The sequence below is a fragment of the Pseudomonas oryzihabitans genome (assembly GCF_001518815.1).
In the GTDB taxonomy this organism is placed as follows: domain Bacteria; phylum Pseudomonadota; class Gammaproteobacteria; order Pseudomonadales; family Pseudomonadaceae; genus Chryseomonas; species Chryseomonas oryzihabitans_E.
Map to the genome: position 1 here is coordinate 1,358,748 of NZ_CP013987.1, position 14,162 is coordinate 1,372,909.

Sequence of the window (14,162 nt, forward strand, 5' to 3'; positions counted from 1 at the left end):
ACGTGTCCCCAGCCTCGCGGGACGCATCTTCTGTATCTGGTACCGCGACCGGTGCCCCGACCACGAGACCACTGTGCAGATCCTCTATACCGCTCTGATCCTCTTGCTGATGGTGGGCGCCACCCGTCTCAGCGCCCACCTCATTCCCATCCCGCTGCCATTGATCCAGGTGGTGGTGGGCGCCTTGCTCGCCTGGCCCACGCTGGGGTTGCATGTCGCCCTGGATCCTGAACTCTTTCTGTTGCTGTTCATACCGGCGCTGCTGTTCTCCGATGGCTGGCGCATGCCCAAGCGCGAATTCTGGCGGCTGCGGCGCCCCATCTTCGTACTGGCCTTCGGCCTGGTGTTACTCACGGTGCTGGGCGCCGGCTGGTTCCTGCACTGGATGCTCAAGCTGCCCTGGGCAGTGGCCTTCGCCCTGGCTGCTGTGCTGTCGCCAACCGATGCCGTGGCCGTTTCCAGCATCGTCCGCGGACGGCTGCCCAGTGCGCTGCTGCATGTGATCCAGGGCGAGGCCCTGCTCAACGATGCCTCTGGCCTGGTGACCTTCAAGTTCGCCGTGGCGGCAGCCCTGACCGGCGCCTTTTCGCTCAGCCAGGCCAGCCTGGATTTCTTCATCGTCGCCGTGGGTGGGGCGCTGGTTGGCGGGGTGTTGAGCTGGCTGGTCGGTCGTGCCCGGGCCTGGATGGTGATCCGACGAGGCTGGAGCGATGCCGCACCCCATGTCGTCTTCATGCTGTTGCTGCCTTTCGCCGCCTATGTGCTGGCGGAGCGGTTGGGCGTCTCGGGCATCCTCTCGGCGGTGGCCGCCGGGATGATGCAGAGCCGGGTCGACATGCTGCCTCGACAGACCGCCACCCGACTGCTCAATCACAGCGTCTGGGGGCTGGTGGAGTTCGCTTTCAACGGCCTGGTATTTCTCATCCTCGGCCTGCAGCTACCTGACATCCTGGCGGCCGCGCTGCCAGCTTCCCAGGCGCTCTGGCCGGCCGCGGGCTGGCTGACGCTCTACGTGGTGGGGGCCTATCTGGTGATCATGGCCATTCGCTTCGGGGTCATCCTGGGCTATTGGCACCTGACCCAGCCCGGCAGCGGCCCTATCACCATCGCTGGCGATCCCCGCTGCATCGCCGCCATCGCTTCCCTCAGCGGGGTACGCGGCGCCGTGACCCTGGCGGGTGTGCTGTCGCTGCCGCTGATGCTGTCGGATGGCACGCCTTTTCCCCTGCGTGATGTCCTGGTATTCATCGCCGCCGGCGTGATCCTGCTGTCACTGGTGGTGGCGAGCGTCGGCATTCCGCTGCTCCTGGCGCGTTTGCCGGAGCAGTCCAACGACCTGCTGGAGCGTGAACGCTGCGAGGTACGGATCAATGCCGCCCGGGCGGCCATCGGGGCCTTGGAGGACGTGGAGTCAGACGATGCGGACGAACCAGCCCGGGCAGCGCTGCAGGCGGAGATCAAGGCCGGCATCATTGCCGAGTTTCGCGACGAGTTGAGTTCCGCCGATGACAGCGAGGATGCCCGTTCCTTGGCGCGTCTGCGGGATACCCTGGATGGCGAGCTGCGTCTGCTCGCCATCCGCGCCCAGCGTCGCGAACTCTATCGGCTGCGCATCGCCGGCGTGATCGATGACCTGGTGGTCAGCGAATTCCTGCGCGAACTGGACATCCAGGAGACCGCGCTGATGCGCGATCAGGGCAACCGCTAGCCCTTGCAGAAGCGGCGGATGCGCTCCGCTGCTTCCACACACTCGGCCAGGGGGGCGACCAGCGCCATGCGTACCCGTCCGGCACCTGGGTTGGTACCCTCCACCTCGCGCGAGAGGTAGGAGCCCGGTACGACCGTCACGTGCTCACGAGCGAAGAGGTCGCGGGCGAAGGCTTCGTCATCGCCGGGCGTCTTGGCCCAGAGATAGAAGCCGCCGTCCGGCAGGGAGACGTCCAGACTGCCCTGCAGAATGTCCAGTACGGCGGCGAATTTCTGCCGGTAGAGCGCGCGGTTCTCGCGGACATGGACTTCGTCGCGCCAGGCTACGGCACTAGCCTTCTGCACCTGCACCGGCATGGCGCAGCCATGATAGGTGCGATAGAGCAGGAAGCGCTTGAGGATGGTGGCATCGCCGGCGACGAAGCCGGATCTCATGCCCGGCAGGTTGGAGCGCTTGGAGAGGCTGTGGAAGACCACGCAACGGGCGAAGTCGCTGCGACCCAGTTCGGCGCAGGCGGTCAGCAGGCCGGGCGGCGGGCTGGCTTCATCGAAGTAGAGTTCGCTGTAGCATTCGTCGGCGGCGATCACGAAGTCGTGGCGGTCGGCGAGTTCGATGAGCTTCTTCAGCGTTTCCAGGGGTAGCAGGGCGCCCGTGGGATTACCCGGGGAGCAGAGGAAGAGCAGCTGGCACCGCTGCCAGACCTCATCCGGAACGCTGTCGAAATCGGGGTTGAAGCCGTTGTCCGCCAGGCAGGGCAGATAATGCGGCTCGGCGCCGGCCAGCAGGGCCGCCCCTTCGTAGATCTGATAGAAGGGATTGGGGCTCAGCACCAGACCGCGCTTGCTGCGATCCACCACTGCCTGGGTAAAGGAGAACAGGGCTTCCCGGGTACCAGTGACTGGCAGCACGTGACGAGCCGGATCCAGCCAGCCCGCGGGGACGGCGAAGCGCTGGCCGGCCCAGTCGGCGATGGCCTCACGCAGGTCGGCGATTCCCAGTGTGGTGGGATAGACCGCCAGTTGAGCCAGATTCGCGGTCAGCGCCTCGGCGACGAAGGCGGGTGCCGGGTGCTTGGGCTCGCCGATCGACAGCGGGATGGGGCTGATCGAAGCCGGCGGGGTGACGGTGGCCAGCAGGGCACGCAGTTTCTCGAACGGATAGGGCTGCAGCAGGTCGAGGGTGGGATTCATCGTCGGGTGGTCCTTCGTTCGAGACTAGATGCTGATGCGACTGAGTGGCGTCTGGCTGTCCCGCTCGCCCAGCTGCTTGATCAGGGCTTGCTGCAGCGCGGCGCAGAGGCTGGGATCCGACAGTGGGCGACCGTCGGCGTCGGTCACGTAGAAGACGTCTTCCACGCGTTCGCCGAGGGTGGCGATCTTGGCGTTGAGCACGGACAGGTCGAAATCGAGGAAGATCCGTCCCACCCGCGCCAGCAGACCGGGTCGGTCGGGCGCCGTCAGTTCGATGAGGCTCGCCGAACGCGTGGTGTCGGTATAGATGTTCACCTGGGGCGAAAAGGCGAAATGCTTGAGCTGGCGGGTCACGCGCCGATTGATGATGCTCGGGTATTCTTCCGGATGCTTGAGCGCCTCGATCAGGCCGGCGCGGATCTGGGCGATACGCGCGGGATTGTTGCCAATCGAGCCGCCATCGGTATCCAGCACGATGTAGGTGTCCAGGGTGAACTGGCTGCTGGAGGTGATGATGCGTGCGTCCTGAATGTTCAGGTTGAGCTGGTCCATCACCGCCACGGTAACCGCGAAGAAGTCGTGCTGGTCCGCGGCATAGATGAAGATCTGGGTGCCGCCCTCGGAGTCACGCTGGGTGGTCTCGCGGATCAGCACCAAAGGCTCGGCGGTATCGCCATGGCCGAGGATGGCCTCGGTGTGCCAGGCGACGTCCAGTGCGGTGTGGCGCAGGAAGTAGGTATCACCCAGCTGCGACCAGAGCTGCTCGGCGTCATCGGCATCGATGCCGCGGCGCATCAGGGTATCTAATGCTGATTGCTGGGTACTGCGGATCTGCTCCTCGCGGTTGACCGGATTCTCCAGGCCCCGACGCAGGGCACGCTTGGTCTCGGTGTATAGCTGGCGGAGCAGGGTGGCGCGCCAGGAGTTCCATAGCGACGGATTGGTCGCGGTGATGTCGGCCACGGTCAGGACATACAGATAGTCCAGGTGGGTATGATCGCCAACGGTCAGGGCGAAGTCGTGGATGACCTGGGGATCGGAGAGATCCTTGCGCTGGGCGGTGGTGGACATCACCAGGTGGTTGCGTACCAGCCAGCTGACCAGACGGGTGTCCCACTCCGGCAGCTGGTGGCGGCGACCGAAAGCTTCCACGTCTTCCGCGCCCAGCTCCGAATGATCGCCACCACGACCCTTGGCGATGTCGTGGTAGAGGCCGGCGACATAGATCAGCTCCGGCTTGGGCAGCTTGTGGATCACCCGCGTCGCCAGCGGATACTTCTCGGCGAGGACGTCGTAGCTCATCTTGCGCAGATGCTTGATGAGATTGAGGGTGTGGGCGTCGACCGTATAGATGTGGAAGAGGTCGTGCTGCATCTGCCCGACGATCTGGCCGAATTCGGGCAGGTAGAGCCCCAGCAGGCCATAACGATTCATGCGCCGTAGATTGCGGTGGATGCCGGATTCGCTCTTGAGCAGCTCGATGAACAGGCTGGTATTCCGAATGTCCTGGCGGAAGGCGTCATCGATCAGGTGACGGCTGTCGCGAAGCAGGCGGATGGTACCGGCGCTCGGTCCCTTGATCGCAGGGTTCTGCGCCAGCAGGACGAACAGCTCCATCAGGGCGAAGGGGGTGCGCAGGAAGACCTGGGGATGCACCACCTCGAGATAGCCGTTACGGATCTGGAACCTGTTGTTGAGCGGGGTGACCGCGGCAGGCACCTGCTCGTCGCGCAGATTCACTTCCTCGAAGTGCTGCATCACCACGTCGCTGAGCTGGGAGACGTCCATCACCACCCGGTAGTACTTCTGCATGAAGCGTTCTACCGCGAGCTTGGCGTCGTTATCCTCGTAACCGAGCAGGTTGGCGATGCGCCGCTGGTGGTCGAACAGCAGGCGGTCCTCGGCGCGACCGGCGAGCATGTGCAGGGCATAGCGGACCTTCCACAGGTACTCCTGTGCCGAGGTCAGCAGGCCGCATTCGCTTTCGGTCAGAAAGCCCTGGCCTACCAGCGCCTGCAGATTGAGGGTGCCGAACTGGCGCCGGGCGATCCACAGCAGTGTCTGGATATCGCGCAGACCACCCGGTGAACCCTTCACATTGGGTTCCAGGTTGTATTCGGTGTCGTTGTACTTCGCGTGCCGCGCGCTCTGTTCGGCACGCTTGGCCAGGTAGAAGGCGCGTCCGGGCCAGAGATGCTCGACGCCTGTCGCCGCCAGCATCGCCTGGCGCAGGTGCTCGGGGCCGGCGAGGGTGCGGCTTTCCATCAGGTTGGTGATCACCGTCAGGTCGGCCAGGGCCTCGGTGGTGCATTCGCGCAGGGACCGGACGCTTTGCCCCACGGCCAGGCCCACGTCCCATAGCAGGGTCAGGAAGCCTTCGATGGATGCGCGGAAGCGCTCCTGCTCTTCTTCGGCGAGCAGGATGAGCAGGTCGATATCCGAGTGTGGATGCAGTTCGCCGCGGCCATAGCCGCCTACGGCGAGCAGGGCGATGCCGTCAGACGGCCAACTGAAGCGATTCCAGGCCGCCGTGAGCAACTGATCGATGAACCAGGCGCGATCCTCGACCAGGCGACGCACGCTGCGTCCGGCCAGGAAACGGGCATCCAGGGTGGCGTTCGCGGCCCGGATGAATTTCTTGAAGGCCGCGAGAGGGCTGGCTTTCAGCGAAAGCTCAGCCTGGAACTGGCCGGCGTCGAACAACTCCGAATCGACCTGGGGCATGGGCGCTCACTCACGCAGAAACGCGGGGAAAGGTTTCGTCCTTTCTCAGGGTCAGGATCTCGTAACCCTCTTCGGTGACCAGCACCGTGTGTTCCCACTGCGCGGACAGCTTGCGGTCCTTGGTGATGGCGGTCCAGCCATCGCCCAGCAGGCGGGTCTCGTAGCGGCCCTGGTTGATCATCGGCTCGATGGTGAAGATCATCCCGGCCTGCAGCTCGAGGCCAGTGCCGGCGCGGCCGTAATGCACCACCTGCGGCTCCTCGTGGAAACCCTTGCCGATGCCATGGCCGCAGTATTCGCGGACCACCGAGAAGCCGTTTTTCTCGGCATATTTCTGGATGACCTCGCCGATGTCCCCCAGACGCGTGCCGGGACGGACGAGCTCGATGCCCTTGTAGAGGCACTCCTGGGTGACCTGGCAGAGGCGGCCGGCCCACTCGGGAACGTCACCTACCAGGTACATCTTGCTGGTATCCCCGTGATAGCCATCTTTGATCACGGTGATGTCCACGTTCATGATGTCGCCGCTCTTGAGTGGCTTGTCATTGGGAATGCCATGGCAGACCACGTGGTTCAGCGAGGTGCAGATGGATTTGGGGTAGCCCTTGTAGTTCAGCGGGGCAGGAATGGCCTGCTGCACGTTGACGATATAGTCGTGGGCCAGTCGATCCAGTTCTTCGGTAGTGATGCCGGGACGCACGTGTTCGTCCAGCATTTCGAGCACCTCGGCGGCCAATTGGCCGGCGATGCGCATCTTGGCGATGTCTTCAGGGGTCTTGAGGATGACGGTCATCGGAAATCTCTAGGTATCACGCCGGGTGTTAGCTTTCGATCCGTTATTCTATCAGAGCTGGTGCCCTTGCTGTGGCCACCGGCGGCACCCCGGATCTCCGGTGTCCACCAATCGCCGCTGGTGGTATCCGATAAGGCGTGATATAAAGTCGCGCGCTTTTTCGGGGCTCTGCCCTTTAGCGCTCCTAACCCCACACACGCATCGACACGATGACCTGGGTGCTTCCCAAGGGAAGTTGGTCATTGGGATGCGTGGAGGCCCAACCCGACTACGAGGAACATCTAAATGTCTCAAGTCTCCATGCGTGACATGCTGAAAGCCGGCGTGCATTTCGGCCACCAAACCCGTTACTGGAACCCGAAGATGGGCAAGTACATCTTCGGTGCGCGCAACAAGATCCACATCATCAACCTCGAAAAAACCCTGCCGATGTTCAACGAGGCCCTGACCTTCGTTGAGCGCCTGGCTTCCGGCAAGAACAAGATCCTGTTCGTCGGCACCAAGCGTTCCGCCGGCAAGATCGTTCGCGAAGAAGCCGCTCGTTGCGGTCAGCCCTTCGTCGATCACCGCTGGTTGGGCGGCATGCTGACCAACTACAAGACCATCCGTGCCTCGATCAAGCGTCTGCGCGATCTGGAAATCCAGTCCCAGGACGGTACTTTCGACAAGCTGACCAAGAAAGAAGCCCTGATGCGTACCCGTGACCTCGAGAAGCTCGAGCGCAGCCTGGGTGGTATCAAGGAGATGGGCGGCCTGCCGGACGCACTGTTCGTGGTCGACGTCGACCACGAGCGCATCGCCATCACCGAAGCCAACAAGCTGGGCATCCCGGTCATCGGCGTAGTCGATACCAACAGCAGCCCGGAAGGCGTTGACTACGTCATCCCCGGTAACGACGACGCCTTCCGCGCCGTTCAGCTGTACCTGAGCAGCGTTGCCGATGCCGTGATCCGTGGTGGTAACAACGGTGGTGCGGGCGAGCAATTCGTCGAAGAAGCCGCTGCCGAAGCCGTCGAGGGCTGAGCAAGTCGACCCTAGGGTCGAGCGGTTCGACGTGCGAGAAGGGGGCCTAGCCCCCTTTTTGCCTACTGGCGTTTCATTGGCTCCGTCTCTGTGCGGAGTGACCTCGAAACCGATTCAAGAGGATTTCAAACATGGCAGAAATCACTGCAGCCCTGGTCAAAGAACTGCGCGAGCGCACCGGCCAAGGCATGATGGATTGCAAGAAGGCCCTGGCCGCTGCCGGTGGCGACATCGAGAAAGCCATCGACGACATGCGTGCCGCTGGCGCCATCAAGGCTGCCAAGAAGGCCGGTAACGTGGCTGCCGAAGGCTCCATCGCGGTCAAGGTCGCTGATGACCACAAGGCTGCCGTCATCATCGAAGTCAACTCCCAGACCGATTTCCTGGCTCTGCAGGACGACTTCAAGGGCTTCGTCGCCGCCAGCCTGGACAAGGCCTTTGCCGAGAAGATGAGCGATGCCGCTCCGCTGATCGCCGCTCAGGAAGCTGCTCGTGAGGCGCTGGTCGCCAAGTGTGGCGAGAACGTCAACATCCGTCGCCTGACCCGTGTCGAAGGCGATGTCGTTGGCGCCTACCTGCACGGTCACCGCATCGGTGTGGTCGTTACCCTGCAGGGTGGCACCGCCGAACTGGCCAAGGAAATCGCCATGCACGTCGCGGCGAGCAACCCCCAGTTCCTGAATCCCTCCCAGGTTTCCGAAGAAGCTGTCGCCAAGGAAAAGGAAATTTTCCTGGCGCTGAACGCCGACAAGATCGCTGGCAAGCCGGAAAACATCGTGGAGAACATGGTCAAGGGTCGTATCAACAAGTTCCTGGCCGAAGCCAGCCTGGTTGAGCAGCCCTTCATCAAGGATCCGGAAGTCAAGGTCGGTGAGCTGGCCAAGAAAGCCGGCGCCGAGATCGTCTCCTTCGTGCGCTACGAAGTGGGCGAAGGCATCGAGAAGGCCGAAGTCGACTTCGCTGCCGAAGTGGCTGCCCAGCTGGCTGCCAGCAAGCAGTAAGCCCGGCATCCGCCGTTGACCAGGAGGCCGCCCGCTTCGAGCGCGCGGCCTCTTTGTCAAATTGGTAGGCAGGTCTAGTTTCTCGCCTCCCAAGGAGTTTTTTGCCGATTGGAGTGAACGCAACTGCGGTTGCGCTTTCCTATCGCAGGATCAAAATCCCCCGCACATGTTCATCGCCACAGGAGAGAGTGAATGGCACAGCAGATGAGTGGTCGCCAACCCCGTTACAAGCGTATTCTGCTGAAGCTCAGTGGCGAAGCCCTGATGGGAAGTGAAGACTTCGGGATCGATCCGAAGGTGCTGGATCGCATGTCGCTGGAAATCGGCCAGCTGGTGGGCATTGGTGTTCAGGTCGGTCTGGTGATCGGCGGTGGCAACCTGTTCCGCGGTGCGGCGCTGTCCGCCGTGGGCATGGACCGGGTGACCGGCGACCACATGGGCATGCTGGCTACCGTGATGAACGCCCTGGCCATGCGCGACGCCCTGGAGCGCTCCAACATTCCCGCCACGGTGATGTCCGCCATCTCCATGGTCGGCGTGACTGACCAGTACGATCGCCGCAAGGCATTGCGTCAGTTGAAGGGTGGCGAAGTGGTCATCTTCTCCGCCGGTACCGGCAATCCGTTCTTCACCACCGATTCCGCCGCCTGCCTGCGTGCGATCGAGGTGGAAGCCGATCTGGTGCTCAAGGCCACCAAGGTGGATGGTGTATACACGGCTGATCCCTTCAAGGATCCCAATGCCGAAAAATTCGAGCGCTTGACCTACGACGAGGTGCTCGACCGCAAGCTGGGTGTCATGGATCTCACGGCTATCTGTCTCTGCCGTGATCACAACATGCCCCTGCGGGTTTTCAACATGAACAAGCCCGGCGCCCTGCTCAACATCGTGGTGGGTGGTGGCGAGGGTACCCTGATCGAGGAGGGAGCAGCATGATTGACGAGATCAAGAAGGATGCGCAGGCGCGCATGACCAAGACCCTGGAAGCCCTGGGCCACGCCTTTGCCAAGATCCGTACCGGGCGTGCTCACCCGAGCATCCTGGACAGCGTCATGGTGTCTTACTACGGCAGCGATACCCCGCTGCGTCAGGTCGCCAACGTCAACGTCGAGGATTCGCGGACCCTGGCCTTGAACGTGTTCGACAAGAGCATGATCCAGGCCGTGGAAAAGGCCATCATGACCTCGGACCTGGGCCTCAATCCGGCCACTGCGGGCACCACCATTCGCGTGCCGATGCCGGCGCTAACCGAAGAGACGCGCAAGGGCTTCACCAAGCAGGCGCGTGCCGAAGCCGAACAGGCACGGGTCTCCGTGCGCAACATCCGTCGCGATGCCCTGGCTCAGCTCAAGGACCTGCTCAAGGAAAAAGAAATCAGTGAAGACGAGGATCGTCGTGCTCAGGATGAAGTCCAGAAGCTGACTGATAAATTCGTCGCCGAGGTGGACAAGGCTCTGGAGGCCAAGGAAGCCGACTTGATGGCTGTTTGACAACGGTTGGGATGTAGCATGGGCATGAGCAAGCCAGGCAAGGTGGTGCCACGTCACGTGGCGATCATCATGGATGGGAACAATCGCTGGGCGCGCCGTCGGTTGCTGCCGGGGGTCGCCGGTCACAAAGCCGGAGTGGACGCTGTTCGGGCGGTGATCGAGGTCTGCGGCGATGCGGGCGTCGAGGTGCTGACGCTGTTCGCCTTTTCCAGCGAGAACTGGCGGCGTCCGGCCGACGAGGTTGGCGCCCTGATGGAGCTTTTCCTTTCCGCCCTGCGGCGGGAAGCCAAGAAGCTGCATCAGAACGGCATTCGGCTGCGCATCGTTGGCGATCGCTCGCTGTTCCATCCGGAACTGCAGGCTGCCATGGCGGAAGTCGAGGCGCTCACCGCCCATCACACCCGATTCGTGCTGCAGATCGCGGCCAATTATGGCGGGCAATGGGATATCACCCAGGCTGCCCAGCAACTGGCGCTGCAGGTTCAGCAGGGCACTCTACAGCCCGCGGCCATCACGCCGGAACTGTTGCAGGGTTGCCTGGCGACCGCCGATCTACCTTTGCCCGACCTCTGCATCCGTACTGGCGGAGAACGGCGGGTGAGCAACTTCCTGCTCTGGCAGATCGCCTATGCCGAGCTGTATTTCTCCGACCTGTTCTGGCCGGACTTCAAGCACGAGGCCATGCACGCCGCCCTGGCCGACTTTGCCACTCGCCAACGGCGGTTCGGCAGGACCTGCGAACAGGTGGAAGCGGAGCTACGCGCCTAATGCTGAAGCAGCGAGTTATCACGGCGATGGTGCTCCTGCCCATCGCGCTGGCCGGATTCTTCTGGCTGGAAGGAGCAGCCTTCGCTCTGTTCATCGGTGCGGTCGTTGTCCTGGGTGCCTGGGAATGGGCGCGCTTGGCGGGGCTGGAGGCTCAGCCGCTGCGTTGCGCCTATGCCGCCGTGGTCGCCCTGGCCTTGCTGCTTTGCTGGTGGATGCCTGCCGGCGCGCACGGCCTGCTGTTCATCAGTCTCGCCTGGTGGCTGTACGCGACCGTGTTGGTACTGACCTATCCCGATAGCGCTCGGGCCTGGCAGGCTTCCTGGCGACGTCTGCTGATCGGGCTGGTAGTGCTGGTGCCGGCCTGGCAAGGACTGATGCTGCTCAAGGCAGCGCCGGGCGGCAATCTGCTGATTCTCGAAGTGATGATGCTGGTGTGGCTCGCCGACATCTTCGCCTATTTTTCCGGACGGGCCTTTGGCAAGCGCAAGCTGGCGCCAGCCGTAAGTCCGGGCAAGAGCTGGGAAGGGCTCTATGGTGGCTTGGCCGCCGCGCTGGTGGCCACTCTGGTGCTGGGCTTGGTCCGCGGCTGGGGTTTTGGTGACCTGCTGCAGGCGCTCCTTGGCGCCGCCTGCGTGGTGCTGATCTCCGTGGTGGGCGACCTCACCGAAAGCATGTTCAAGCGTCAGGCCGGACTCAAGGATAGTAGTCAGCTGCTGCCAGGGCACGGCGGCGTGCTGGATCGTATCGACAGCCTTACCGCCGCCGTCCCGCTGTTCGCCTTGCTGCTCTGGTGGGCTGGCTGGGGTGTCCAGTGAACGTCCAGCGGCTCTGCGTCCTGGGTGCCACGGGATCCATCGGCGCCAGCACCTTGGATGTCGTGGCGCAGCATCCTGACCGTTATCAGATCCTTGCCCTCAGCGGCCATCGCCGTCTGAACGAGCTGGCCGAGCTCTGCCGTCGCTTCCAGCCGGTCTACGCCGCCGTGCCGGACCAGGCCTCCGCCGACCGGCTGGCCGGTCTGCTGCAGGGCGCCCAGGCGCTCCCTGAGATCTTGGTAGGGGAGGCGGGTCTGGAGTTCATCGCTGCCCATCCCGAGGTCGATACCGTCATGGCGGCGATTGTCGGGGCGGCGGGACTCAAGCCGACATTGGCCGCGGTCAAGGCCGGCAAGCGCGTGCTGCTCGCCAACAAGGAAGCCCTGGTCATGAGTGGCGCCCTCTTCATTGAAGCGGTGCAGGCCAGCGGCGCGACCCTGTTGCCCATCGACAGCGAGCACAATGCGATTTTCCAGTGCCTGGCCGATCCGGCGACGCCGGGGTTGGCCCGCAAGGGCGTGCGCCGAATCTTGCTCACGGCCTCAGGCGGCCCGTTCCGTGAGACACCGGCCGAAGAGTTGATCGGAGTGACACCGGATCAGGCCTGCGCTCACCCCAAGTGGTCGATGGGGCGCAAGATTTCGGTGGATTCGGCCACCCTGATGAACAAGGGGCTGGAGTTGATCGAAGCCTGCTGGCTGTTCGAGGCGATACCGGATCAGGTCGAGGTGGTCATCCACCCCCAGAGCGTCATCCACTCTCTGGTGGACTATGTAGACGGTTCGGTGCTGGCTCAGCTCGGCAACCCCGACATGCGCACTCCCATCGCCCATGCCCTGGCATGGCCGGAGCGTATCGGTTCCGGGGTGGCGCCCCTGGACCTGTTCGACATCGGCCGGCTTGAATTCGAGCGGCCCGATGAAGCGCGCTTTCCCTGTCTGCGCTTGGCGCGCGAAGCCGCTCAGGCGGGCGGTTGCATGCCGGCGACGCTCAATGCCGCCAACGAGGTCGCCGTCGAGGCCTTTCTCGCGGGTCAACTCGGTTTTACCGAGATCCCGCAACTGATCGAGTCGGTGCTCAAGGGGGTCGAGCCCTGTCCGGCCGCCGATCTGGAAGCGGTCTTCGCGGCCGACAATACCGCTCGGCAGCTGGCCCAGGAGTGGTTGTCGAGGCGCTGATCCCGCGCCTCGACACCTGGCCTGCGAGTCCGCAGAATCTGCACACTGAGGTAGCGGAGGCAGCCAATGTCCATCCTTTATACGATACTGGGAACCCTGATCGCCCTGGGCGTCTTGGTGACCATTCACGAGTATGGCCATTTCTGGACCGCGCGTCGGTGCGGCGTCAAGGTCCTGCGCTTTTCCGTAGGCTTCGGCAAGCCACTGCTGCGCTGGCACGACCGGTACGGTACCGAATTCGTGGTGGCGGCCATCCCCCTGGGTGGCTACGTGAAGATGCTGGACGAGCGCGAAGCACCCGTCCCGCCCGAAGAGCAGCATGCCGCCTTCAACCGCAAGACGGTGCGCCAGCGCATCGCCATCGTGGCCGCTGGTCCGATCGCCAATTTCCTGCTAGCCATCCTGTTCTTCTGGTTGCTGGCCATGCTGGGCTCCCAGCAACCGCGTCCGGTCGTGGGGGCGATAGCAGCCGATACACCGGCTGCGACTGCCGGCATCCCGGTCGGGGCGGAGCTGACCGCGATCGATGACGCTGCCGTGGACAGCTGGTCCGCCGTCAACCTGCGTCTGGTCGATCGTCTGGGTGAAAGCGGTCCGCTGCGCATCCGCTATACGCTTCCAGGGACCACCGCGGAGCAGAATAGCGTCATCGAACTCCACTCCTGGCTACGCGGTGCGGAAGATCCCGATCCGATTCAGGCGTTGGGCCTGAAACCCTGGCGGCCAGAAATCCCCGCTGTCTTCGCCGAACTGGATCCGGCGGGTCCTGCCCAGGCCGCTGGCCTGCGGACCGGCGACCGTCTGCTCGCGTTGAACGAGACGGCCATCAAGGACTGGCAGCAGGCGGTGGACTGGGTGCGAGCCCATCCCAATCAGCAGGTCAAGGTGACTTACGAACGCCAGGGTCGGCAGCAGGACGTTTCCCTTCGCCTTGGGGCGCGCCATGTCGATGCTACCGAGTCCGGCTATCTGGGCGCCGGTGTGGCGCCGGTCAAATGGCCAGCGGACATGGTTCGCGAAATTAGCTATGGACCGGTGGCCGCCGTGGGTGAAGGCATCGGCCGAACCTGGCAGATGAGCGTGCTCACGCTGGTTTCCCTGAAGAAGATGCTCTTGGGAGAGCTGTCGGTAAAAAACTTGAGCGGGCCGATAACCATTGCTAAAGTGGCGGGCGCTTCGGCTCAGTCAGGCCTGGGGGATTTCCTCAATTTTCTGGCGTACCTGAGCATAAGCCTGGGGGTTCTGAATCTGTTGCCTATCCCTGTGCTCGACGGTGGTCACCTGGTGTTCTACTTCGTCGAGTGGATTCGCGGGCGGCCCTTGTCCGAGCGTGTGCAGACATGGGGCATGCAGATCGGTATTAGCCTCGTCGTGGGTGTGATGCTGCTGGCCTTGGTCAATGACCTCGGTCGCCTCTGACACTCTGCTGATTGCCGAATCTGCCGCCCAGTGCGGCAGATTCTTTATTTGCC

12 protein-coding genes are annotated in these 14,162 nt (G+C 63.3%); 9 read left to right on the forward strand and 3 right to left on the reverse strand.

Annotated features, from left to right (window positions below):
* The first annotated feature begins 73 nt into the window (after positions 1-73).
* The gene (locus APT59_RS06100; RefSeq protein ID WP_059314040.1) at positions 74-1,708 is read left to right on the forward strand and encodes a Na+/H+ antiporter; all 1,635 of its coding nucleotides are present in this window, start codon (positions 74-76) and stop codon (positions 1,706-1,708) included.
* On the opposite strand, the gene dapC is transcribed toward APT59_RS06100, so the two are convergent.
* Genes dapC through map form a run of 3 tightly spaced genes read right to left on the reverse strand, consistent with a single transcriptional unit; the run spans position 1,705 to position 6,415 of the window.
* Complete coding sequence (dapC, locus tag APT59_RS06105; protein ID WP_059314041.1) at positions 1,705-2,898, reverse strand: succinyldiaminopimelate transaminase; 1,194 nt, start codon at positions 2,896-2,898, stop codon at positions 1,705-1,707. The genes APT59_RS06100 and dapC overlap by 4 nt on opposite strands.
* Before the next feature lie 24 nt (positions 2,899-2,922).
* Complete coding sequence (locus APT59_RS06110; protein ID WP_059314042.1) at positions 2,923-5,622, reverse strand: [protein-PII] uridylyltransferase; 2,700 nt, start codon at positions 5,620-5,622, stop codon at positions 2,923-2,925.
* 10 nt (positions 5,623-5,632) lie between these two features.
* Positions 5,633-6,415 carry a type I methionyl aminopeptidase gene (gene map / locus APT59_RS06115; RefSeq protein WP_059314043.1) on the reverse strand — a complete coding sequence of 261 codons (783 nt, stop codon included), beginning with the start codon at positions 6,413-6,415 and terminating at the stop codon, positions 5,633-5,635.
* Between the two features lie 285 nt (positions 6,416-6,700).
* On the opposite strand from map, the gene rpsB reads away from it, so the two are divergent.
* The 8 genes from rpsB (at position 6,701) to rseP (ending at position 14,109) form a co-directional block, all read left to right on the forward strand.
* Positions 6,701-7,438, forward strand: a complete 738-nt coding sequence (gene rpsB, locus APT59_RS06120) for a 30S ribosomal protein S2 (RefSeq protein ID WP_059314044.1) — start codon at positions 6,701-6,703, stop codon at positions 7,436-7,438.
* Positions 7,439-7,569: 131 nt separating this feature from the next.
* Positions 7,570-8,439: a translation elongation factor Ts gene (gene tsf / locus APT59_RS06125; RefSeq protein ID WP_007159493.1), complete on the forward strand. Its 870-nt coding sequence runs from the start codon at positions 7,570-7,572 to the stop codon at positions 8,437-8,439.
* 192 nt (positions 8,440-8,631) lie between these two features.
* Positions 8,632-9,375 (forward strand): UMP kinase, encoded by a 744-nt coding sequence (pyrH, locus tag APT59_RS06130; protein WP_059314045.1) that lies wholly within the window; start codon positions 8,632-8,634, stop codon positions 9,373-9,375.
* On the forward strand, positions 9,372-9,929 hold the full coding sequence (frr, locus tag APT59_RS06135; RefSeq protein ID WP_059314046.1) for a ribosome recycling factor: 558 nt from the start codon (positions 9,372-9,374) through the stop codon (positions 9,927-9,929). Before pyrH ends, frr begins: the two co-directional genes overlap by 4 nt.
* Positions 9,930-9,947: 18 nt before the next feature.
* On the forward strand, positions 9,948-10,697 hold the full coding sequence (uppS, locus tag APT59_RS06140; RefSeq protein ID WP_167348558.1) for a polyprenyl diphosphate synthase: 750 nt from the start codon (positions 9,948-9,950) through the stop codon (positions 10,695-10,697).
* Positions 10,697-11,512: a phosphatidate cytidylyltransferase gene (locus APT59_RS06145; RefSeq protein WP_059314047.1), complete on the forward strand. Its 816-nt coding sequence runs from the start codon at positions 10,697-10,699 to the stop codon at positions 11,510-11,512. The genes uppS and APT59_RS06145 overlap by 1 nt, the downstream gene beginning before the upstream one ends.
* Complete coding sequence (gene ispC / locus APT59_RS06150; RefSeq protein ID WP_059314048.1) at positions 11,509-12,690, forward strand: 1-deoxy-D-xylulose-5-phosphate reductoisomerase; 1,182 nt, start codon at positions 11,509-11,511, stop codon at positions 12,688-12,690. The genes APT59_RS06145 and ispC overlap by 4 nt, the downstream gene beginning before the upstream one ends.
* 66 nt (positions 12,691-12,756) lie before the next feature.
* Entirely contained in the window at positions 12,757-14,109 is a 1,353-nt protein-coding gene (gene rseP / locus APT59_RS06155) for an RIP metalloprotease RseP (protein WP_059314049.1), read from the forward strand.
* Positions 14,110-14,162 lie beyond the last annotated feature (53 nt).

What these genes read in the sequence shown, in the direction of transcription:
- uppS (WP_167348558.1), top strand. Translation starts at nt 9,948, where the DNA reads ATGGGCATGAGCAAGCCAGGCAAGGTGGTGCCACGTCACGTGGCGATC.
- dapC (WP_059314041.1), bottom strand. Translation starts at nt 2,898, where the DNA reads ATGAATCCCACCCTCGACCTGCTGCAGCCCTATCCGTTCGAGAAACTG.
- frr (WP_059314046.1), top strand. Translation starts at nt 9,372, where the DNA reads ATGATTGACGAGATCAAGAAGGATGCGCAGGCGCGCATGACCAAGACC.
- tsf (WP_007159493.1), top strand. Translation starts at nt 7,570, where the DNA reads ATGGCAGAAATCACTGCAGCCCTGGTCAAAGAACTGCGCGAGCGCACC.
- rpsB (WP_059314044.1), top strand. Translation starts at nt 6,701, where the DNA reads ATGTCTCAAGTCTCCATGCGTGACATGCTGAAAGCCGGCGTGCATTTC.
- pyrH (WP_059314045.1), top strand. Translation starts at nt 8,632, where the DNA reads ATGGCACAGCAGATGAGTGGTCGCCAACCCCGTTACAAGCGTATTCTG.
- map (WP_059314043.1), bottom strand. Translation starts at nt 6,415, where the DNA reads ATGACCGTCATCCTCAAGACCCCTGAAGACATCGCCAAGATGCGCATC.
- APT59_RS06145 (WP_059314047.1), top strand. Translation starts at nt 10,697, where the DNA reads ATGCTGAAGCAGCGAGTTATCACGGCGATGGTGCTCCTGCCCATCGCG.
- APT59_RS06110 (WP_059314042.1), bottom strand. Translation starts at nt 5,622, where the DNA reads ATGCCCCAGGTCGATTCGGAGTTGTTCGACGCCGGCCAGTTCCAGGCT.
- rseP (WP_059314049.1), top strand. Translation starts at nt 12,757, where the DNA reads ATGTCCATCCTTTATACGATACTGGGAACCCTGATCGCCCTGGGCGTC.